19 protein-coding genes are annotated in these 18,533 nt (G+C 67.7%); 7 read left to right on the forward strand and 12 right to left on the reverse strand.

Features of this window, described 5'->3' with window-relative positions:
- Positions 1–40: 40 nt before the first annotated feature.
- Positions 41–811 carry a TIGR04325 family methyltransferase gene (locus EJO71_RS32325; RefSeq protein WP_125952749.1) on the forward strand — a complete coding sequence of 257 codons (771 nt, stop codon included), beginning with the start codon at positions 41–43 and terminating at the stop codon, positions 809–811.
- A 9-nt stretch (positions 812–820) separates the two neighbouring features.
- Here EJO71_RS32325 and EJO71_RS32330 read toward each other — a convergent pair whose 3' ends face one another.
- Complete coding sequence (locus EJO71_RS32330; protein ID WP_125952748.1) at positions 821–1,303, reverse strand: Spy/CpxP family protein refolding chaperone; 483 nt, start codon at positions 1,301–1,303, stop codon at positions 821–823.
- A 110-nt stretch (positions 1,304–1,413) separates the two neighbouring features.
- Positions 1,414–1,953 carry a hypothetical protein gene (locus tag EJO71_RS32335; protein ID WP_125952747.1) on the reverse strand — a complete coding sequence of 180 codons (540 nt, stop codon included), beginning with the start codon at positions 1,951–1,953 and terminating at the stop codon, positions 1,414–1,416.
- A 54-nt stretch (positions 1,954–2,007) separates the two neighbouring features.
- Between EJO71_RS32335 and EJO71_RS32340 the strand changes: the two genes are divergently transcribed.
- From EJO71_RS32340 to EJO71_RS32350, 3 genes are all read left to right on the forward strand, one after another.
- Entirely contained in the window at positions 2,008–2,907 is a 900-nt protein-coding gene (locus tag EJO71_RS32340) for an SPFH domain-containing protein (RefSeq protein ID WP_125952746.1), read from the forward strand.
- A gap of 54 nt (positions 2,908–2,961) precedes the next feature.
- A complete protein-coding gene (locus tag EJO71_RS32345; protein ID WP_240651589.1) occupies positions 2,962–3,129 on the forward strand; it encodes a hypothetical protein in 168 nt (55 codons plus the stop codon).
- Positions 3,130–3,228: 99 nt separating this feature from the next.
- Complete coding sequence (locus EJO71_RS32350) at positions 3,229–4,056, forward strand: substrate-binding domain-containing protein (RefSeq protein ID WP_125952744.1); 828 nt, start codon at positions 3,229–3,231, stop codon at positions 4,054–4,056.
- Between the two features lie 13 nt (positions 4,057–4,069).
- On the opposite strand, the gene EJO71_RS32355 is transcribed toward EJO71_RS32350, so the two are convergent.
- Complete coding sequence (locus tag EJO71_RS32355) at positions 4,070–4,966, reverse strand: alpha/beta fold hydrolase (RefSeq protein WP_164546961.1); 897 nt, start codon at positions 4,964–4,966, stop codon at positions 4,070–4,072.
- 152 nt (positions 4,967–5,118) lie between these two features.
- Between EJO71_RS32355 and EJO71_RS32360 the strand changes: the two genes are divergently transcribed.
- The 3 genes from EJO71_RS32360 to EJO71_RS32370 are packed head-to-tail and all read left to right on the forward strand — an operon-like array spanning position 5,119 to position 8,092.
- Positions 5,119–5,820 (forward strand): response regulator, encoded by a 702-nt coding sequence (locus EJO71_RS32360; protein ID WP_125952742.1) that lies wholly within the window; start codon positions 5,119–5,121, stop codon positions 5,818–5,820.
- Positions 5,817–7,286, forward strand: a complete 1,470-nt coding sequence (locus tag EJO71_RS32365) for a HAMP domain-containing sensor histidine kinase (RefSeq protein WP_125952741.1) — start codon at positions 5,817–5,819, stop codon at positions 7,284–7,286. The genes EJO71_RS32360 and EJO71_RS32365 overlap by 4 nt, the downstream gene beginning before the upstream one ends.
- A 59-nt stretch (positions 7,287–7,345) precedes the next feature.
- A complete protein-coding gene (locus EJO71_RS32370; RefSeq protein ID WP_125952740.1) occupies positions 7,346–8,092 on the forward strand; it encodes a transporter substrate-binding domain-containing protein in 747 nt (248 codons plus the stop codon).
- Between the two features lie 4 nt (positions 8,093–8,096).
- Here EJO71_RS32370 and EJO71_RS32375 read toward each other — a convergent pair whose 3' ends face one another.
- The 9 genes from EJO71_RS32375 to EJO71_RS32420 form a co-directional block, all read right to left on the reverse strand.
- Positions 8,097–8,513, reverse strand: coding sequence for a hypothetical protein (locus EJO71_RS32375; RefSeq protein WP_125952739.1), 417 nt, complete (start codon positions 8,511–8,513; stop codon positions 8,097–8,099).
- 71 nt (positions 8,514–8,584) lie between these two features.
- Positions 8,585–10,828, reverse strand: coding sequence for a M1 family metallopeptidase (locus EJO71_RS32380; protein WP_125952738.1), 2,244 nt, complete (start codon positions 10,826–10,828; stop codon positions 8,585–8,587).
- Between the two features lie 652 nt (positions 10,829–11,480).
- The gene (locus tag EJO71_RS32390; protein ID WP_125952736.1) at positions 11,481–12,815 is read right to left on the reverse strand and encodes an MFS transporter; all 1,335 of its coding nucleotides are present in this window, start codon (positions 12,813–12,815) and stop codon (positions 11,481–11,483) included.
- A 42-nt stretch (positions 12,816–12,857) separates the two neighbouring features.
- Complete coding sequence (locus EJO71_RS32395; RefSeq protein ID WP_125952735.1) at positions 12,858–13,964, reverse strand: porin; 1,107 nt, start codon at positions 13,962–13,964, stop codon at positions 12,858–12,860.
- Positions 13,965–14,006: 42 nt separating this feature from the next.
- Positions 14,007–14,975 carry a PDR/VanB family oxidoreductase gene (locus EJO71_RS32400; RefSeq protein ID WP_125952734.1) on the reverse strand — a complete coding sequence of 323 codons (969 nt, stop codon included), beginning with the start codon at positions 14,973–14,975 and terminating at the stop codon, positions 14,007–14,009.
- Between the two features lie 18 nt (positions 14,976–14,993).
- Positions 14,994–16,034 (reverse strand): aromatic ring-hydroxylating dioxygenase subunit alpha, encoded by a 1,041-nt coding sequence (locus EJO71_RS32405; protein WP_125952733.1) that lies wholly within the window; start codon positions 16,032–16,034, stop codon positions 14,994–14,996.
- 14 nt (positions 16,035–16,048) lie between these two features.
- Complete coding sequence (locus EJO71_RS32410) at positions 16,049–16,273, reverse strand: recombinase-like helix-turn-helix domain-containing protein (protein ID WP_019652127.1); 225 nt, start codon at positions 16,271–16,273, stop codon at positions 16,049–16,051.
- A 41-nt stretch (positions 16,274–16,314) separates the two neighbouring features.
- Positions 16,315–17,472: an FAD-dependent monooxygenase gene (locus EJO71_RS32415; protein WP_125952732.1), complete on the reverse strand. Its 1,158-nt coding sequence runs from the start codon at positions 17,470–17,472 to the stop codon at positions 16,315–16,317.
- Between the two features lie 58 nt (positions 17,473–17,530).
- Positions 17,531–18,526 carry a tripartite tricarboxylate transporter substrate binding protein gene (locus EJO71_RS32420; protein WP_125952773.1) on the reverse strand — a complete coding sequence of 332 codons (996 nt, stop codon included), beginning with the start codon at positions 18,524–18,526 and terminating at the stop codon, positions 17,531–17,533.
- Between the last annotated feature and the right edge of the window lie 7 nt (positions 18,527–18,533).

Genomic DNA, 18,533 nt, shown 5'->3' on the forward strand with positions numbered 1-18,533 from the left:
GCCGGTTGCGCCCAGAATGGGCTGGCCACCGGAGAAAGAAATGCTGTCCAGCCTTCTGCCGTTTCCGCCCCGCGAAAGCGCCTACAGGCGCAAGTTCCTCGCCAACACGGACGAGAACCTCTTCATGGGTTCGTTCGAGAGCTTCGCGGCGGCCGAGGCCGGAGCGCCTTCCAGCAAGGCCGTGGGCTATGCCAATGCGGACGCGGGCGAGCTCTACAGCCCGCAGATCTACTTCTACGACTACCCCGGCCTCTTCTGGCTCGGCCGTTCCATCGACGCGGGCATGACGCGCGTGTTCGACCTGGGCGGGCACGTCGGCATCAAGTACTACGCCTTCCGGCGCGTGCTGAGCTACCCCGACAGCCTGCGCTGGACGGTGTGCGACGTGCCCGGCGTGGTCGAGAGCGGCCGCGCGATGGCCATCAAGCGCGAGGCGACAGCGCAGTTGAGCTTCACCACCGACTACCGCGATGCGAGCGGCTGCGACCTGCTGTACGTGTCGGGCAGCCTGCAGTACCTGCCGGTGCGCATGGACGCGATTCTTTCCTCGCTGGCGGTGAAGCCCCGGCGCATCGTGATGAACACAACCGCCGTGCACCCGGAGCGCACGATCTACACGCTCAACAGCATCGGCGTGGCGGTGTGCCCGTATCGCATCCAGCATCACGACGAACTGCTGGCCGATCTCGCGCGATCCGGCTACCGGAAGCGGGATGTGTGGCGCAACGAGGGCAAGCCGATCGAGGTGCCCTTCGTCGACGGCGGCGACAAGCCGTACTACGCGGGCTGCTGCTTCGACCTCGCCGACTGATGCACCTCGTCAGGGAATGACGGCCGGCAGGTTCTGGTCGGCGATGTGGCGCTGCTCGGGCGTCATCGCTTCATAGAGCTTCGCGAGCGTGTCGCTCACCGCCTGCACGTGCCGCGCGCGGTCTTGCGCCTGGACGGCGCGCTGCTGGGCGAACTGCACCGCGGTCTGGTCGTCCGATGGCGCCGCGGCGGCCATGCCGGCGCGGCCGGCGAGATCCCACACCGCATCGGAGAAGCGGTCCCACAGCGGAGACTGCTCGGGCGTGATCATGAGCTGAACGCGCAGGTCGTAGAGCTTGTCGCGGACCTTGGCCGCTGCGGTTGCGGGCGTAGAGAGGCCGTCACCGGTGCGCGGACTCGTGGTGCTGTCGGGCCTTGCGCCGCGCCGGCCGCCGCCCATGCCTGCGCCGCCTCCACCGAACTGCGCGAATCCGTGTCCGCTCACGGCGACGAGGGCCGCGGCGAGCGCGAGGCGTTGCAGAGAGCGATTCATTGCTGGTTCCTTCCTCGATGGCCGGCCCTCGAAGGACCACCGCGCATTTCAGATGCGGCGGCTGTCCGGTGCGTTGCGAGCCGGTAAACCGGGGGTAAAGCAGGCCGTCTTTACTTCGGCGCGGGCAGCAGGCGGCGCAACTCGCGAAGCGGCATGGTCTGCGTGGTGTCGATGCTGGTTGGCGCGCCCTGGATGAAACCATGCACCGCATCGCCCCGGACTTCGAGGATCGAGCCGCAGGGGCCGACGTTCAGGGAACCCTCGCCGTTGTCCCACGCCAGCACGATCCATTCGGAGCCCTGGGGCAGCGGCTCCAGGCGCCCCGGCGGTGCCACGTTGAGCATGAAGTGCAGAACGCCGTTGCCGATGAAGCGGCCTGCGGCCTTGCCGCCGCGTCTGCCGTCGAGGAACTCGACCGGCTCGAACATGAAGGAGTCCGGCGGTGGCGTGTAGTTCGGCACACCCAGGTCGAAGGGCACCACCCGCACGCGCATCACGCGGGCGCGTGGCTCCGCGCGCGCGGCCGTGACCGAATCGAGGAATGAGGTGCGGCCGGCGCATGAAGTGGCGCTGGCCGGCACAGCGCCAAGCAGGCTCGTCGCCAGCACGGCGACGGAAAGCCAGAACGGTCGTCGGGAAATCGGAAACATCTTGACTGCCCTCAAAAAGATATTAAAGTGATATCACTTTCAACGGAGGCATCGATGCCAGAGAAGACCCCCAACACCAATCCCCGACCGGTCCGCAAGGAGCGCCCCTACCGGTCGATCAACGGCTACGGCGTGACCGCCGTGGTGCTGCTGCTGATCGCCGTCGGCGTCTGGGCGATCGTGCAGCGCCTGATGCCGCTGCCCATGAGCATCCTGCTGATCGTGATCGGCCTCGTGCTCATTCCGGGCCTGTACATGCTGCAGCCCAACGAGGGCATCATCCTCACGCTCTTCGGCGAGTACCAGGGCACCGACCGCACCGAGGGCCTGCGCTGGACCAACCCGCTGCAAAGCGGCCAGAAGATCTCGCTGCGCGCGCGCAACCTCAACACGCCGCCGCTGAAGGTGAATGACAAGCGCGGCAATCCGGTGGAGATCGGCGCGGCGGTGGTGTGGAGGGTCTACGACACGGCGCAGGCCGTGTTCGAGATCGACGACTACAACAAGTTCGTCGCCATCCAGGCCGAAGCCGCCATTCGCCACCTCGCCACCCTCTACGCATACGACAGCGGCGACGACCTGCAGAGCGAGGAAACCACGCTGCGCGCCGGGCTCGACACGGTGGCCGATGCACTCAAGGCCGAGCTGAACCAGCGCTTCGCCAGCGCGGGCGTCGAAGTGCTCGACGCCAAGCTCACCCACCTCGCCTACGCCCCCGAGATCGCGCAGGTGATGCTGCGCCGCCAGCAGGCGGTGGCCATCGTCAGCGCGCGGCACCAGATCGTGGCGGGCGCGGTCGGCATGGTCGAGGCGGCACTCAGGGGCCTGTCGGAGCGCAACCTCGTGGTGCTCGACGACGAGCGCAAGGCTTCGATGGTGTCGAACCTGCTGGTGGTGCTGTGCTCCGACCGCGAGACGCAGCCCGTGGTGAACACCGGTACGCTCTACACCTGAGGCCAAGGTCTCCACCCGCACCCGATGGCCAGTCCCGGAAAAAAATCCTACCCCTTGCGCATCGATCCAGCCCTGTGGGCCGAGATCGAACGCCTGGCGGCGCAGGAGCTGCGAAGCGCGAACGCGCAGGTTGAATTCCTGCTGCGCGAAGGGCTGGCCCGGCGCGGGCGGCTGCCAGCCACGGATGCAGGCAAGCCCGACGAGCCCGCGGCGCCTCAGTGATAACCCCGAATTCGCTGAAGGCCGAATGACAGCCCCGGCTTCTACGATGACGCCAGCAGACGGCAACCACGCCGCAGCCCTCTTCCTCCTGGAGACATCGTGACGAAGCCCCTTTCCTCCTTTCGCACCCTCACCCGCCGCGCAGCCCTCCCGCTGGTCGCGGCCCTCGCGCTCGCCGGCTGCGGCGGCCTCGGCGGCAGCGCCAAGCCCGCCGGCGGCGCCGACATCCACGTCATGACCTCCGGCGGCTTCACCGCCGCCTACAACGACCTGCGCCCCGAGTTCGAGCGCAGCAGCGGCCGCAGCGTGAAGACGGCCTACGGCGCCTCGATGGGCAACGCCGACGACTCCATCCCCAGCCGCCTCGCGCGCAACGAGCCGGCCGACGTGGTGATCCTCGCGCGCCCAGCACTCGACGCGCTCGTTGCGCAGGGCAAGGTGGTGCCCGGCAGCCAGGTCGACCTGGTGCGCTCGGCCATCGGATTCGCAGTGCGCAAGGGCGCGCCCAAGCCCGACATCAGCACCGTCGATGCGTTGAAGCGCACACTGATCGCCGCGCCTTCCATCGCCTACTCGGCCAGCGCGAGCGGCACCTACTACGAGACCGAACTGCTCAAGACGCTGGGCATCGAGGAGCAGGTCAAGCCCAAGAGCAGGCGCATCCTGAGCGAGCGCGTCGGCTCGGTGGTGGCGCGCGGCGACGCGGCGCTCGGCCTGCAGCAGGTGAGCGAGCTGCTGCCCATCGCGGGCATCGACTACATCGGCCCGCTGCCGGCCGAGGTGCAGCGCGTGACGGTGTTCTCCGCCGGCGTCGCCACCGCGTCGAAGCAGCCCGATGCGGCGCGGCAGCTGATCCGCTATCTCAACTCGCCCGCTGCCGCGCCCACCATCGCGAAGACGGGGCTGGAGCCGCTGACGGCTCGCTGAAAGGCGCAAGCCGTCAGAGCGTCCAGCCGTCGCGCCGGAAGAACTCGACCAGCGCATCGCCGACCTTCTCCGCCTGATCGAAGGCGATGGTGTGGCCCGCATCGGGCAACAGCTCGACGCGCACCTGCGGCGCCAGGGCCTTCACGCGTGCGCTGGCGCGCACCGCGTCGTACAGCACCTCGTCCTCGCCGAGCATCAGCAGCGAGCCCTTCGGCAGCGCGCGCAAGTCGGCGTCGGTCATTCGGCCCGGCGGCCGTGGACTGCCGCGCTGGCAGCGCCAGCGCACGAGCATGTCGTCGATGGCCCAGGGCGGCGGCTCGGGCGCCATCGGCGACGACACCAGCGCCTGAAGGGCACGCACCTGCCGCTCGGAGGGAAACGCCGCCGCAAGCCCCGCGCGCAGCACGGTGCCGATGCGCAGCGACTCGAGGTTGGGCGGTGCCAGCAGCGCGAGCTTGGAGACGCGGCGCATGGTCTGGCGCGTGTACGCAGCCGCGAGCCAGGCGCCGAAGGAGGCGCCGCACAGCCCCACCTTCGGCCGGCCCAGCCCGATCAGCACGTCTTCCAGCCAGTTGCAGTACGCGTCTTCAGTCGAAGGCCGGTGTCCCTCGGTGCGGCCGGCGTCTCCGATGATGTCGACCGCGTAGACCTGCAGCGAGCCCGCGAGCCGCGCGATGTTGTGAACCCAAGTGGTGGCGTTGCCGCCCCCGCCGTGCAGCAGCACCACCGGCGGCGCGTAGGTCGGCCCCGAAGCCAGCACGTGCGCGCGGCCATAGCGCGTTTCCACGTAGCGGCTCTCGTGCGGCACCGGCCAGCGCGCAAGCACTTGCGCATACGAAGCCAGCAGCGAGGAATGGGCTTCCGGCGAGCGGAAGTTGCCGGCGAAGAGGCGCGCTTCGGAAAGGCTCATCGGTGTCTCGTTCTCTTCTTCGTGGTGTTGGACGAACACCCGCATGGTGAAGCGCATAGATGAAGGTCTGCTGAAATTCCGGCACCCTGCCACCGCGCCAGCGCCCCCGTTTCTTTGGGATTCCTTCAGCTTCGCCGGGTAGATTGCCCGCCATGAAGATCCTGCTGGCCGAAGACGATTTCGACCTTGCCACCGGCATTCGCGTCGCCTTGCAGACCCAGGGGATGGAGGTGGTGTGGGTGCGCCGCGTCGAGGAAGCGCTGCGCATCCTCGAGACCGAAGGCTGCGACCTGCTGCTGCTCGACCTGGGCCTGCCCGACGGCGACGGCCTCGAGGTGCTCGAACGCCTGCGACGCGACGGCACGCGGCTGCCCGTGCTGATCCTCAGCGCGCGCGACGGCCTGCACGATCGCCTGCAGGGGCTGGACAGCGGCGCCGACGACTACATGGTCAAGCCCTTCGCGCTGGCCGAGCTGCTGTCTCGCGTGCGCGCCCTCGCGCGGCGCAGCTACGGCGGCGACGGCGCCACCTTCGAGGTGCGCGGCCTCTGGCTGCACGAGCCGACCCACCGCGTGCGCGTCGACGGCGTGCCGGTCTCGCTGTCGCGCAGCGAATTCAAGCTGCTGAGCCTGCTGATGCGGCGAGCCGACCGCGTGGTCGCGCGGCGCGTGCTCGAGCAGCTCATGCTGGCAGGCTCCCAGGGCACCGCACAAGGCCAGAGCCAGGGCAGCAACGTGCTCGACGTGCACGTCTCCAACCTGCGCCGCAAGATCGGCGACGGCTACATCCGCACCGTGCGCGGCATCGGCTACGTGATCTACCTCGCCGCGCAGCAACCGCTGGAGCGGACATGAGCGAGCTGGTCGCGTCCATCGCGCTTGCGCCCGCCAGGCTGCTGCGCAGCGGCTGGCGCCGCATCCGGAGGCCTTCGCTGGTGCGCCGGCTCATGTTCGCGCAGATCGCGATGATGACGCTGCTGTGGAGCCTCGCGGTCGGCCTGCTGCTGGGCTCCGCGTTCACCGACGACCTGTCGGTCATCGACTCGACGCAGCGCAGCATGCTCGTCGTCGCGCGCAACCTCACCGATCAGCCCGCCAGGCAGTACGAGAGCCTGCGCGCGATGGACATCGCCATGCGCAACGGCTTCGGCAACGGCGACGACGTCTACATGTCGCCGAGCGTCATCGTCTGGCAGAACGGCCACGAGGTCTACCGCTCCAGCGGCCTGCCGGGCGGCATCGCCAACACGCGGCCCGACATAGGCGAGACGGTGGAAGCCGACGGCAAGAGCTGGCGCGCGCGCACCATCGAGTCACCCTCGGGCAAGACCCGCGTCACGCTGGTCACGCCCGGCACCGTGCAGATGTGGCTCACCTTCCAGTCGCGCGGCTACTACATCCTGCCGCTGGTGATCAGCATTCCCTTCCTGCTGCTCCCCGCATGGCTGTCGATCCGGCTCGCGCTGCGGCCATGGCGCAAGGTGGCCAACGAGATCGCCTCGCGCGGCCCGCATGACCTGGCGCCCGTGTCGGTGCTGCCACGCCACGACGAGCTGCGGCCGTTGGTGAGGAACTTCAACGCGCTGATGGAGCGGCTGCGCGCCAGCATCGCGCGCGAGCAGAGCTTCATCGCCGACGCGGCGCACGAGCTGCGAACGCCCATCGCCGCGATGCGCGTCAACGTCGAGGCGCTGCAGTCGCTGCTCATCGAGCACATTCCAACCGAGCGGCAGGACGAGCTGTTCGCGCGCGTGCTCAGCAGCAACGCCCGCGCCGAGCGGCTGGTGGGTCAGCTGCTGCGGCTCATGCGCAGCAACGCCCAGGCTTCGGCGCCGCGCGCGCTGCGGCTCGACGACCTCGTGCAGGAGCGGCTGGCGGCGCTGTCTGCGCTGGCATACGTGCGCGAGGTCGAGATCGAGCTGGTGGAAGACGAGCCCGTCGAACTCATGGGCGACCGCGACAGCCTGGTCTCGATGATCGACAACCTGATCGACAACGCGACCAAGTACAGCCCCGTCGGCGCGGTGGTGAGCGTGGGTATCCGGCGCGACGGCGACCTCGCCGAGCTGACGGTGTGCGACCAGGGCCCAGGCATCATGCCGGCGCTGCGCGAGCGCGTGTTCGACCGCTTCTTCCGCGACCCCGACCAGACGCAGACTGGCAGCGGCCTCGGGCTGGCCATCGTGCGATCGGTGGTCGATGCGCATGGCGGCGCGATCGCGCTCGGCGACGCCGGCACGGGGCCGGGCCTGCGCGTCACGGTGCGGCTGCCGCTCGGGCCGCTGGGCTCGCTCGGGATCGTGACACCGGCCGGGTCCTAGGCACGCCCGGGGGCGCCCGTAAACTGGCGGCCATCTCCACCCATCGCTGCCGCAACGCCATGACCCAGCCGACGACGATCTCCCCCGCCCTCGTTTCCGCCTTCGCGCCCAACGGCACGCTGCGCGCCTCGATCAACCTCGGCAACCCGATCCTCGCCAACAAGGACGCGGCCACCGGCGAGCCGGTGGGTGTTTCCATCGACCTGGCGCGCGAGTTCGCACTGCGGCTGGGCGTGGGCATCGAACTGGTGGTGCTCGAGAAAGCGGCCGCGTCGGTCGATGCGGTGAAGAACGAGAAGGCCGACATCGGCTTCTTCGCCATCGACCCGGCGCGCAGCGAAGGGCTGCTGTTCACCGCACCGTACGTGCTCATCGAAGGCAGCTACCTGGTGCCCGATGCCTCGGCGCTCAACGACAACGCCCAGGTCGACACCAAGGGCAACCGCATCTCCGTCGGCTCGGGCAGCGCCTACGACCTGTTCCTCACACGCGAAATCAAGGCGGCCGAGATCGTTCGCCTGCAAGGCGCGGGGCCTGCACTGGCCGCACTGCGCACGGGCGAGGTCGAAGTGGCGGCCGGCATCCGCCAGATGCTCGAAGGCGAGGCGCAACGCGCGCCCGGCGTGCGCGTGCTGCCGGGGCGCTTCATGGTGATCCAGCAGGCCATGGGCACACCGGCCAGCCGTGGCCTCGAAGCGCAGGCGCTGCTCGCGGCCTTCGTCGAGGAGATGAAGGCCAGCGGCTTCGTCGCCGATGCGCTGAAGCGCCACCGCATCGAGGGCGCGAGCGTGGCGCCCGCGGCCTGAGCCTTCAGAGCTTGTACGCCTCCACCGGCCCGCGCGAATAGAACAGGAAGTAGCCGGTCGAGGTCTTGAAGCCGTTCTTCTGCCAGCCCGCCGGCACCTTGAAGATGCCGAGCTGCTCGCTCGCCACGCCGACGAAGGCGGTGTTCTCCCTGTCGGTGGTGATGCGGGCCCAGTGCTCGCGCGTCACCGGCTTGAGCTGCATCTTCGGCTCGCTCCACTCGGGCGTGCGCACCTTGTCGCGCATCACGTAGCCGTCGCCCTGCTTCTCGATCTTGATCAGCTCCTTGAGCGCGCCGTCCTGCTTCACGGCGTAGGTGCCAACCAGCTCGGCCTCGGGTGCGCTACCGCCGCTGTTCGCTCCGCAGGCGGCCAGCAGCAAGGCCGATGCGCCAGCAGCCAGCCATTTCAGTGCTGTGTTCATGATGTTCCTTGTCGAAGGGGCGCGCGCCACCCCTGGGGCGAGCGGCGCGCGCCGGTTTCAGGCGAAGAGGCTCAACGCTTCTCGTTGTCGCGCAGCTTCAGGCTGCCCTGGAAGCGCAGTGCGTGCGGATACTCTTCCTTCTGCTCGCCCGCGGAGACCGCCGCCATCGTCTGCTCGCTCAGCTGCGTCTTGGCCAGCAGCGGCGCCGGCAGGTTCACCACGCCCTTGATCTGGTCGTACTGCGCCTGCGTGATGCGGCCCACGCTCAGCAGCCTGAACGCATCGCGCTCGATGTTCAGCAGCAGCGGCTTGTTGCCCGCGAAGCTCTGCGCCTTGGCCAGCAGCGCGCTCCACGATTGCGCGCTGTAGTTGCTCACGTAGTAGTCCTGCCCGGTCGGCCCGGCCAGCACCGCCGTGCAGCCCGGCAGCTCCACCTGAGTGCTGTTGCCCGACATCACGAAGGTCTTGCGCTGCTCCATCGAGTCGCCGTAGGCGAGCGTGACGGGAATGGTCCACGTCGAGGCCGGGTACAGGTTCTGGTTGGGGAACGACTCCTGCGTGATGTTCACGTAGGTGCTGTTGCCCGCGCACTGCGCATCCACCGTGAGCAGCGGAATGCCGGTCTGGCGGATCAGGCTGTCGCCGATCTCGCTCACCTTCTTGCCGTTGCTGGCCTTCTCCAGCGAGCTCCACAGGCGCGAGGGCGTGACGTTGCCGAAGGCGTAGTCCTTCAGGTAGATGCGCAGGCCCTTCTGCATCGCCTCCTCGCCGATGTAGTTCTGGATGGTCTCCAGCACGTGGCTGCCCTTGTTGTAGACGAAGATCGACGGGCTGATGAAGCCGAACGAACCCGCGTCGTTGAGGTTGCGCTGCACCGGCACGGCCGTGCTCTTCAGGTCGGCCACGATCACGTTGTGCTTGTCCAGCACGTAGTCGGAGAAGCTGTAGTACTCGGGGTGGAACTTGATCGTGGTGCGCCTTTCGAACCAGCGCGCGAACGACTCGTTGAGCCACACGTTGTCCCACCAGTCGAGCGTGACCAGGTCACCGAACCACTGGTGCGCCACCTCGTGCGTCACCACCGTCACCGAGTACAGCGTGGGCTTGTCGCCCGGCTTGGTGAGCACCGCATCGGCGAACTCGAAGATCGAGCCCCAGTTCTCCATGCCGCCGAAACCGGTGTTGGGCTTGTTGTTGTAGCTGTCGTTGGCAGCCACGGTGTCGAACTTCTTGAAGGGCAGCGGGATGCCGGTGTACTTGTAGTAGTAGTCCATCGACACCTTGGTCCACTCCATCGCGAACTTCGCCCAGTCGGAGCGGCCCGGCGGCGTGAACCAGCGCAGCGGCATGTCGCTGCCGTCGAGCGGGTTCTTGAAGGTGTCGGCCAGGATGTCGAACTTGCCGCCGCCGAAGAAGGTGAGGTACATCGGCATCGAGGGCGTCTTCTCGAAGGCCACGCGCTGGTAGCCGTCGGGCAGCTTCGTGGCCTCGATCTGCGCACCGTTCGACACCGTCTTCCAGTCGCCCGGCACCTCGGCCGAGATCTCGAAGGTGTGGCGGAAGGCCGGCTCGTCCCACCCCGGGAACCACTGCCGCGCGTAGTTGGTTTCGCCCTGCGTCACGATGGCGTCGCTGCTCACGCCCTCGGGCGTCGACAGCCCCACCTTGAAGATGCCTGTGGCAGCCGAGCAGAACGGGTTGCGCGCCACTTCGGCGGGCGGGCAGTACTCGGCGTCGGAGAACTGGATCTTGCCGTCCCACTCCATGTGCAGCAGATACTTGCCCTTGGCGATCTGCCCGTCGTTCAGGCGCAGCTGCACGAAGTCGCCCAGCGTCTGCGGCGTGGGGATCAGCGGAATCGCCTCGCCTGGCTTCGACACCTTGCGCAGCGTGGTGCGGCCTCTTGCAAAGTTCAGGTTGTGCGCGGCGACCACGATGGCATCGACCGGCTTGAGCACCTCGATCTCCACATCGCCGCGGCCCACGAAGGTCTTGAGCGCCGCATCGGGACGGAACCACAGCTTGTAGTTGCTGGGCCAGATGGTGTCGGGCAGTTCCATCGGCCTGGCCGAGCGATCCACTGCGGATGCCGCGGCATCCGCCAGGTTGTTGGGCACTCCATCGTCGGGAGTCTTGGCCGTGGGATCGGACACCGGCGCGCTGGCTACCTGATCCGACGGCGCACTGAGACCGACGCCACCGCCGCCGAACGATGAGCCACCACTGTCTCCGCCGCCGCCGCATGCCGTGAGAACGGCAAGGGTCACTGCGGTGATGGCAAGATGATTGACCACGGGTGTACTGAATTTTTTCATGATCGCCTCTGAGTACTCTTGGTAAGAAGGAACATGCGCCGTCCCGCAAGCGCCCGGCGGATAGCCGGCGATGCGCGTGACGCGCGCGGTGATGAGATGAACAACGGGGTTATCTGAAAGAAAAGGGCAACACAGCGCCCTCCCGGCGAACGCAAGCGTTCGTCAGGACCACACAGTCATGCAGGGTCACACCGCGCCTGAAGAGGCGGTCCCAGGATGCGTGGCGTAAGAGGTTCCATTCCCGTCAAGACGCGGGGTGATGGGATGCGAACGGGGGCGTGTAGCGCGAGGGCCTTCGTTCAGTACCTGCGCATCGGCGCGATGCATTTCCGCGAAGCGGAAGCGGCACGGGCCGTGTCGATGATGGCAAGACTTGCTGCGGCTCTTGTCGTTGATTTCACGCGCATTCCCTCGTCCATTGATGTGCGCACAGTTGTAGCTGATGCATGCTGCGCGCTCAACGAATCGCGGAACTTTTCTTTCTCAAAATGTTCGCGCGCGATAGGCCGAATGGCGTCATGGCATGCAACGCATGCCATGCAATACGAAGATGGTTCCGCCGCCGAAACACCTGCTCACGCAGATGACAGAAACAGGCCGCGCGCAGTGTGACTGCGCGGCGACAGTACGAAGGTACAAGCCTTCGAAAAAGCTATGAAAGCTGTGAACCTGAGACTGTGGCAACACCGCGCGAACGCTCGCGCAGCCACAGCATGAAGCCGCATCCGAACACCACGACCTGCGTACCGATGAGCAGCGCGAAGCCCGCGAAGAAGCCCGAGGCCGAAGAGCTCGCCGCTGCGGGGCCGGCACCCGCTCCATGCGACATCGCGCCGATCACGCCGCCCATCAACGCAGGCATGAAGCCCGCGACAAGGCTGCCCACGCCATTGGTCACGCCGAACGCACTGGCCGTGTGTTCGGGCCGCGAGCAGTACTGCACCGTGCTCGGAATCGCCGGGCTCTGCAATCCCCAGAAGAAGTTGGCTGCGACGAGGCAGCACGCGGCCGCATACGGATCGCGCGCGTTGATGGCCATCAGCACCGACAGCGCCACGCCTGCGCTTGCGCCCATGAAGATGAAGGGCACGCGCTCGCGCCCGACCTTGTCGATGAGCGCGCCGCCCACGAACACCGCGAGCACCGTTGCGTATTGCGGCAGCGAGGCCAGCCAGCCCATCTCGCGCATCGAGAAGCCGCGCGCCTCGCGCAGGTAGGTCGGCAGCCAGTTGCTGCTGCCCCAGAGATAGGCCAGCGCAGCCGAGGTCAGCAGCGTGATGAGGAACAGATGCCGCGTCTGCAGCGCACCCTTCACGATGCCGCCCACGCGCGCCATCGCTTCGCCGAACGACGACGGCTTCACGCCGTCCGCATGTGCGGGCGGCATGCGCACGAAGGCCAGCACCAGCGGAATGCCGAGCAGGATGTTCAGCACGCCCAGCACGTGGAACGAGGTGTCCCACGCGAACTGCGTGAGCAGCCAGCCCACCAGCGGATAGCCGATGGCCAGACCCAGCCCCGTGCCCATGTTGACGAAGGCGTTGGGCTTGCCGTTCTCGTCGCTGCGGAAATGGGCCTTGATGTACGCGGAGGCCAGCGAGAACAGGGGCCCTTCCGACACGCCCAGCAGCACGCGCGAGGCCAGGAGCATGCCGTAGCTGTGGAACATCGGCGACGCCCACGTCACCACACCCCAGAGGATCAGCCCGAAGACCAGGCTTCGCCGAACGCCGAACAGCGCCGAGCAGAACGGCGTGAGCACGAAGGCCGACACGCCGTAGCCCAGCATGAAGGCCGTCGCCAGGAAGCCCTGGCTCACGCGGTCGGTGGCCGCGATGCCCACGTGGTTCAGGAACGCCGCATCGGTGATGAGCACCGCGATGTTGATTCGGTCCACATAGGAGATCGCGACGATCACGAACAGCGTGATGACGCCGTACCAGCGAAAGCTCTTGCCGCTGTTGTTGTTGTTGCTGCTGCTCTGCATGACCTGTCCTGCCGGTGTGAGGGTGGTGGCGCGCCCGCGCGCCTAGAACATGTGGCGCATGCCGAACTCGGTGCCGCTGGAGGCACGGTTCGGCGCGGTGATCGCGCCCGAGAGAGCCTGCGACGCACCGTTGCTGTTGCTGATGCGTGCGATGGTTGCGTAGAGCGCCGTGCGCTTCGACAGGTTGTGCACGTAGCCGATGGCCAGCTTCGACGAAGTGGGCTTCAGCGCCGCGCCGGCAGGCTCCAGCCGGTAGCGCGCATACGAGGCCTTGATCTCGCCGGGCCCGATGGGCAGCTGCAAGCCGATGAGCGCACCCTTGGCGTCGGTGCTGCCCTTCGACTCCTTGTACAGCTCGCTCGTGAGCTTGAGGTTCATGAGCGCGGCGTCGAAGGTGTAGGAGGCACCGAGGTTGGTCACGCGCAGGTCGCCGCTCGCATAGCGCGTGCGGCCGGTGGCCAGCGCGATGTTGAGCCCGCCGCTCTGGTACCCGAAGCGCGCGCCCGTGTGGTCGCCGTCATGCCTGTTCGACACCTTCGTACCCGGCAGCACCGAGCTGGAGTCGTTCTCGCCCATGGCGTACATCACCTGCCCGTAGAAGCCGCCGAGGTTGGCTGGCAGCAGGTAGCCGATGCTGTTCGATGCGCGCGTGCCCGTGGGTGCGACGAGGCCGCCCAGGCCAGAGAAGTAGATCTGGTTGGCGCCGATGCCGCCGCCCGTGCCGAAGGGATCGAAGATGGCCGTGTTCCAGAAGGCCGGCACATAGTCGCGCCCAAGCCGCACTTCGCCGAACAGCCCCGCGAGGCTCACAGTGGAGCGACGGTTGAAGCTCAGCACGCCCGCCGGTCCGTTGCCGCTGGCCTGGTTGTTGGCGTTCGACGGAAAGCCCGTGCCGCTGTCGTTCTGCAGACCCATCTCCAGCCAGAAGTTGGCCGAATAGCCTCCGCCCAGGTCTTCCGTGCCGCGAAAGCCGAGTCGGCTGAACATGTTGCCGCTGTTGGTCAGCTGCGTCTTGCTGGCGGAGCCGTTGCCGCTTCCCTTGGTGTAGGTGACGGCGGCATCGACCACGCCGAAGAGCGTGAGGGAAGACTGGGCCAGCGCTCCGCCAGCCGTGCTGGCCGCAGCCAGCGCGATCAAGTAGTTTTTCATTGAGTTGTCTCGGTTGGTTTTTCTCTTGCTGCGGGTCTCGTTTCAGATGTCGAGCACCAGCCTCTCGCCCTTGCAGCGGGAGACGCAGATCATCATGGTCTTGTTCGACGCGCGTTCGATCTTGGTGAGGATGCCGTCGTGGTGGTCGACCTCTCCTTCGAGCACTGCCGTCTCGCAGGCGCCGCACACGCCTTCCTTGCAGCTGTGGTCGGGGTTGAGGCCGGCGTCGATCAGGCTGTCGAGGATCGACTTGCCTGCCGGCACCTCGACGCTCTTGCCGCTCTTCGCGCACTGCACCACGTAGCCCTGCGTGGCGGCAGGCGCTTCCACGTGCACGGCAGCGAAGCGCTCGATGTGCGCATTGGCATAGCCCAGCTGCTCGCAACCCTTCTCGAAGGCATCGAGCATCGGCGTGGGGCCGCAGCAGTAGTAGTGGCTGGCGGCGCCCTTGCCCGACAGCAGCTCGACCAGATTGGGCGGCGCGCCCTTCTCGTCGTCGAAGTGCCAGGTCAGCTGCACCGACTTCTCCTTCGCCAGCGCCTCGATGGCGTCGCAGAAGGCAGCCTCCTTGCGGGTGCGCGCGCAATACAGGATCTCGACCGGCTTGCCGATGGCCACCAGCCGCTGCAGCATGCACCAGATGGGCGTGACGCCGATGCCGCCGGCCACGAGCACCGAGCGCTCGGCGCCCTCCTCCAGCCTGAAGTTGTTGCGCGGGGCCGAAATGGGCAGCGTCATGCCCACGCGCAGCTGCTGGTGCACGTAGCGCGAGCCGCCGCGGCTCTTGCGGTCGTTGAGCACACCCACCACGTAGCGCTGGCGGTCGCTCGACGGATTGCACAGCGAGTAGCTGCGCACCAGCCCGTTGGGCAGGTGCAGGTCGATGTGGGAGCCGGCCTCGAAGGCGGGGAAGTCCACCGCGGACGTGGCCGGCCGGAACTCGACGCTCACGATGCCGTCGGCCTCGTAGCGCATGGTGTGCACGAGGGCGTTGAGCGTTGGGGAAGACATGGCGAAGCTCTCCCCCTGTCAGGTTGCAGTGCCGGCTTCCGCCAGCTGCGCCTGCGCCAGGTTGCGCATGTGGCGGCGCAGGCGAACGATGCCCAGGTCATGCTGGTACAGGTTCTCGTGCTGATTGGCGTCGGCTTCCATCTCTTCCAGCATCACGCGGTCCTGCTCCAGCACGTGCCAGTGGCGCGCTTCGAGGCGGTTCTTGTAGAGGAAGCGCCAGGTGTCGCGCTGCCAGCCCGGCTCCAGCTTGCGCACGCGCCAGAAGAAGGTGGCCGTCATGCCCTTCACGATGGGCGAGAAGGCGCCGACGATGATGAAGTTGCCGCCGGGGCCGCCGGTCTTCGGGTACGGAATCTCGAGCCGCATCCAGTGGATGCCGGTGTCGGCCCACTCGGTCCAGTCGAAGTTGACGTTGCGCTGGCCTTCCTTCTCGAACACGAAACCGATGTCGGTCGGGCGGATGCCGAACTTCGCGCTGGAATCGCCCTCGGCCATCGAATGCGACTGCTTGTGCAGGTAGGTGCCGTGCATCGGGTCCATCACGTTGTCGAGCACGTAGCGGTAGTCGCCCTTCCACTCGGTGTAGCAGAGGAAGCTGCTGTACCCGGCCTCGTCGGTCAGCTGCTCGGGCAGCACCAGCGGCGGCGGCACGTCCACCGGCTCCTTCGAGTTGTAGATGAACACCGCGCCCGCGCGCTCCTGCACATGGAAGTGCCGCGTGGCCTTCGAGCCTTCGAGCTTGCAGCCGGGGCTGCCGGGCACGCGCGTGACCACGCCGTCATGGCGCACTTCGACGCCGTGGTACGGGCACGAGAGCCGGTCGCCCAGCACCACGCCCTGCGACAGCGGCGCACCGCGGTGCGGGCAACGGTCTTCCAGCGCATGCAGCACGCCTTCGCCGTCGCGCCACAGCGCGAGCTTGCGGCCGAGGCGGCGCAGGGAGATGGGGTTCTCCTTGATGAAGTGCGAGGGGCAGATCGGATACCAGAGGTCCTTCAGGCCGATCTCGAGCAGGTGGTCGACCGGATCGGCGGGAACGGGTTGGATGGCGATGGTCATGATGTTCGTTCCTCTCAGGCCGCCAGCGCGGCCATCTCCTTGCGGTACAGCTCTTCGGTCCATTGCTGGCCGCCCGGCGTGGCGAGGCCGCTGTCGTTCAGTCGCTGAACGAGCCCCGGCAGGTCGTGGATGCCGTCCGCGAAGGCGCGCTCGATCACGTCGCCCAGCAGGTCTTCGTAGGTGGTCGCGGGGCGCCTGCGCGCCTGGTGCGGTTGCAGGTAGCGGTCTTGGGTTTGCATCGTGTGCCTCCGTGGGGCGAGGTGGAGCGGTGTGAAATGAATCAGGCGGTCATGGCCGGGGTTGCGAGCGGCGCGGTCCAGGCGTCGTAGCCGTAGACCCAGTCGGCGTTGCCGCCCTCGCGCAGCCAGTTGTTGCCGCGCGAGCCGAGCTGCACCTGGCTGGCGCGCTCGATGCGTGCCTTCTCGAAGCCCTGCAGCGCGGCGGGAATGTCGGCCATGGCCACGCCTTCGAGGTGGCGCGACAGCACCACCGCGTCCTCGATGGCCATGCCCGCGCCCTGCGCCATGAACGGCAGCATCGGGTGGGCGGCATCGCCCAGCAGCGCCATGCGGCCTCGCGCCCAGGCGGGCATCGGGTCGCGCTCGTACAGCGCGGTCTTCAGCACCGTGTCGCAGGCGTCCAGCAAGGCACGCGCCTCGGGGTGGTAGGCCACGTACTGCTCGCGCAGCTCGTCGACGCTGCCCGGCGCGGTCCATGACTCGAGGTGCCAGGTGTCCTGCGGCGTGGTGGCGAATATGAAGATGTCCTTGCCGCGGTTCAGCGGGAAAGTGACGATCTGGCTCTGCGGATTGGGGCCCCACCACTTGGTGAAGGCGCCGAGGTTGGGCACGCCGGCCACGCGCTCGGCGGGCACCACGGCACGGTAGGCAACGATGCCGGTGAAGCGCGGGCTCTCGGCGCCGAACATCGCGGTGCGCACGCAGGAGTGAATGCCGTCTGCGCCGATCAGCGCTCCGACGCGGGCGCTGGTGCCGTCGGTGAAGGAGATGCTCACGCCCTTGTCGTCCGGCGCGATGGTTTCCGCGCGCTTGCCGAGGGCCACCTGATCCGCCGGGAACATGTCCGCCAGCGCGGCCAGCAGGTCGGCGCGGTGGATGGTGAGTTGCGGCGCGCCGTAGCGCTGCTCTGCGGTATCGGCCATCTCCAGGCGCGAGGTCTCTTCGCCGGTGTCGTAGGTGCGGCTGATGCGGTGCGACGGGCGCGCCGCCGTCACGCGGGCGGCCTCGCCCACGCCGAGGCCGTCGAGAGCGCGCACGGCATTGGGCGTGAGGTTGATGTCCGCGCCGACGCGGGCGAACTGCTTCGCCTGCTCGAACACGATCACGTCGTGGCCCGCCCGCCGCAGCGCGATGGCAGCCACGAGGCCGCCGATGCCTGCGCCGACGATGCCGATGGTGGATTCAGTGGTGGTCTTCATGGGTGTCTCCCCCTTTGTGCCTGTAGGTGTGCTTTGGTGCGTGTGTGCCTGCGCCGGCTTACTCGGCCACGATGTTTCGGGCCTTGATGATCTTTGCCCACACGGCCGTCTCGTCGCGGATGTAGGCGGCGAACTCGGCCGGCTTCATGGCCGCGTCGGTCATGCCCTGCTGCTTCAGGCGCTCGCGCACGTCGGGCTGCGACAGCATCTCGGCCGCGTCCTTCGCGAGCTGTTCGACCACGGCGGGCGGCGTGCCCTTGGGCGCCATCAGGCCGTACCACGAGGTCACCGTCACGCCCTGGATGCCCTGCTCCGCCAGCGTCGGGATGTCGGGTGCGGCGGGGCTGCGCTTTGCTTCTGTGACGCCGAGGGCCACCAGCTTGCCGTTCTTCAGAAAAGGCAGCGTCGCTGGCAGGTTGCTGAACATCAGCGGCACCGAGCCGCCGAGCACGTCGTTGAGCGCGGGCGGCGTGCCCTTGTAGGGCACGTGCAGCATATCGATGCCGGCCTGCTGCTTGAAGAGCTCACCCGCAAGATGCAGGCCGCTGCCCACGCCGGGCGAGGCGTACGACAGCGTGCCGGGCTTGGCCTTGGCCTGCGCCACGAGCTCCTTCGCATTCCTGATGCCCGATGCGGGCGATGCCACCAGCACGTTGGGCGCCTTCGCCAGCATGGTGATGGGCACGAAGTCCTTCGCCATGTCGAAGGGGAAGTTGGGCATCAGCGTCGGGTTGATGGTGACGTTGCCCGCCGGGATCACCATCAGCGTATGGCCATCGCCCTTGGCGCGCTTGACCTTCTCCATGCCGATGTTGCCGGCCGCGCCGACCTGGTTGTCGACCACGGCCGCCTGGCCGTAGCGCTTGGCAAGGCCGTCGGAAAGCACGCGGGCCAGCGTGTCGACCGGGCCACCGGGCGGGAACGGCGAGATGATGGTGAAGCGCTCGCTGGCGAGCTGCTTCTGCGCCTCGCTCTGCTGCGCGTGCACGGGCACAGCGAGCGTGAAGGCCGCCAGCGCGGCGAACAGGACGGAGAAGGAGAAACGTCGTTGCATGTCGGTC

This window comes from Variovorax sp. 679, from assembly GCF_003952185.1.
GTDB lineage: Bacteria > Pseudomonadota > Gammaproteobacteria > Burkholderiales > Burkholderiaceae_C > Variovorax.

Coding starts and splice junctions, on each gene's coding strand:
- EJO71_RS32325 (WP_125952749.1), top strand. CDS start 41: ATGCTGTCCAGCCTTCTGCCGTTTCCGCCCCGCGAAAGCGCCTACAGG.
- EJO71_RS32330 (WP_125952748.1), bottom strand. CDS start 1,303: ATGAATCGCTCTCTGCAACGCCTCGCGCTCGCCGCGGCCCTCGTCGCC.
- EJO71_RS32335 (WP_125952747.1), bottom strand. CDS start 1,953: ATGTTTCCGATTTCCCGACGACCGTTCTGGCTTTCCGTCGCCGTGCTG.
- EJO71_RS32340 (WP_125952746.1), top strand. CDS start 2,008: ATGCCAGAGAAGACCCCCAACACCAATCCCCGACCGGTCCGCAAGGAG.
- EJO71_RS32355 (WP_164546961.1), bottom strand. CDS start 4,966: ATGAGCCTTTCCGAAGCGCGCCTCTTCGCCGGCAACTTCCGCTCGCCG.
- EJO71_RS32360 (WP_125952742.1), top strand. CDS start 5,119: ATGAAGATCCTGCTGGCCGAAGACGATTTCGACCTTGCCACCGGCATT.
- EJO71_RS32365 (WP_125952741.1), top strand. CDS start 5,817: ATGAGCGAGCTGGTCGCGTCCATCGCGCTTGCGCCCGCCAGGCTGCTG.
- EJO71_RS32370 (WP_125952740.1), top strand. CDS start 7,346: ATGACCCAGCCGACGACGATCTCCCCCGCCCTCGTTTCCGCCTTCGCG.
- EJO71_RS32375 (WP_125952739.1), bottom strand. CDS start 8,513: ATGAACACAGCACTGAAATGGCTGGCTGCTGGCGCATCGGCCTTGCTG.
- EJO71_RS32380 (WP_125952738.1), bottom strand. CDS start 10,828: ATGAAAAAATTCAGTACACCCGTGGTCAATCATCTTGCCATCACCGCA.
- EJO71_RS32390 (WP_125952736.1), bottom strand. CDS start 12,815: ATGCAGAGCAGCAGCAACAACAACAACAGCGGCAAGAGCTTTCGCTGG.
- EJO71_RS32395 (WP_125952735.1), bottom strand. CDS start 13,964: ATGAAAAACTACTTGATCGCGCTGGCTGCGGCCAGCACGGCTGGCGGA.
- EJO71_RS32400 (WP_125952734.1), bottom strand. CDS start 14,975: ATGTCTTCCCCAACGCTCAACGCCCTCGTGCACACCATGCGCTACGAG.
- EJO71_RS32405 (WP_125952733.1), bottom strand. CDS start 16,034: ATGACCATCGCCATCCAACCCGTTCCCGCCGATCCGGTCGACCACCTG.
- EJO71_RS32410 (WP_019652127.1), bottom strand. CDS start 16,273: ATGCAAACCCAAGACCGCTACCTGCAACCGCACCAGGCGCGCAGGCGC.
- EJO71_RS32415 (WP_125952732.1), bottom strand. CDS start 17,472: ATGAAGACCACCACTGAATCCACCATCGGCATCGTCGGCGCAGGCATC.
- EJO71_RS32420 (WP_125952773.1), bottom strand. CDS start 18,526: ATGCAACGACGTTTCTCCTTCTCCGTCCTGTTCGCCGCGCTGGCGGCC.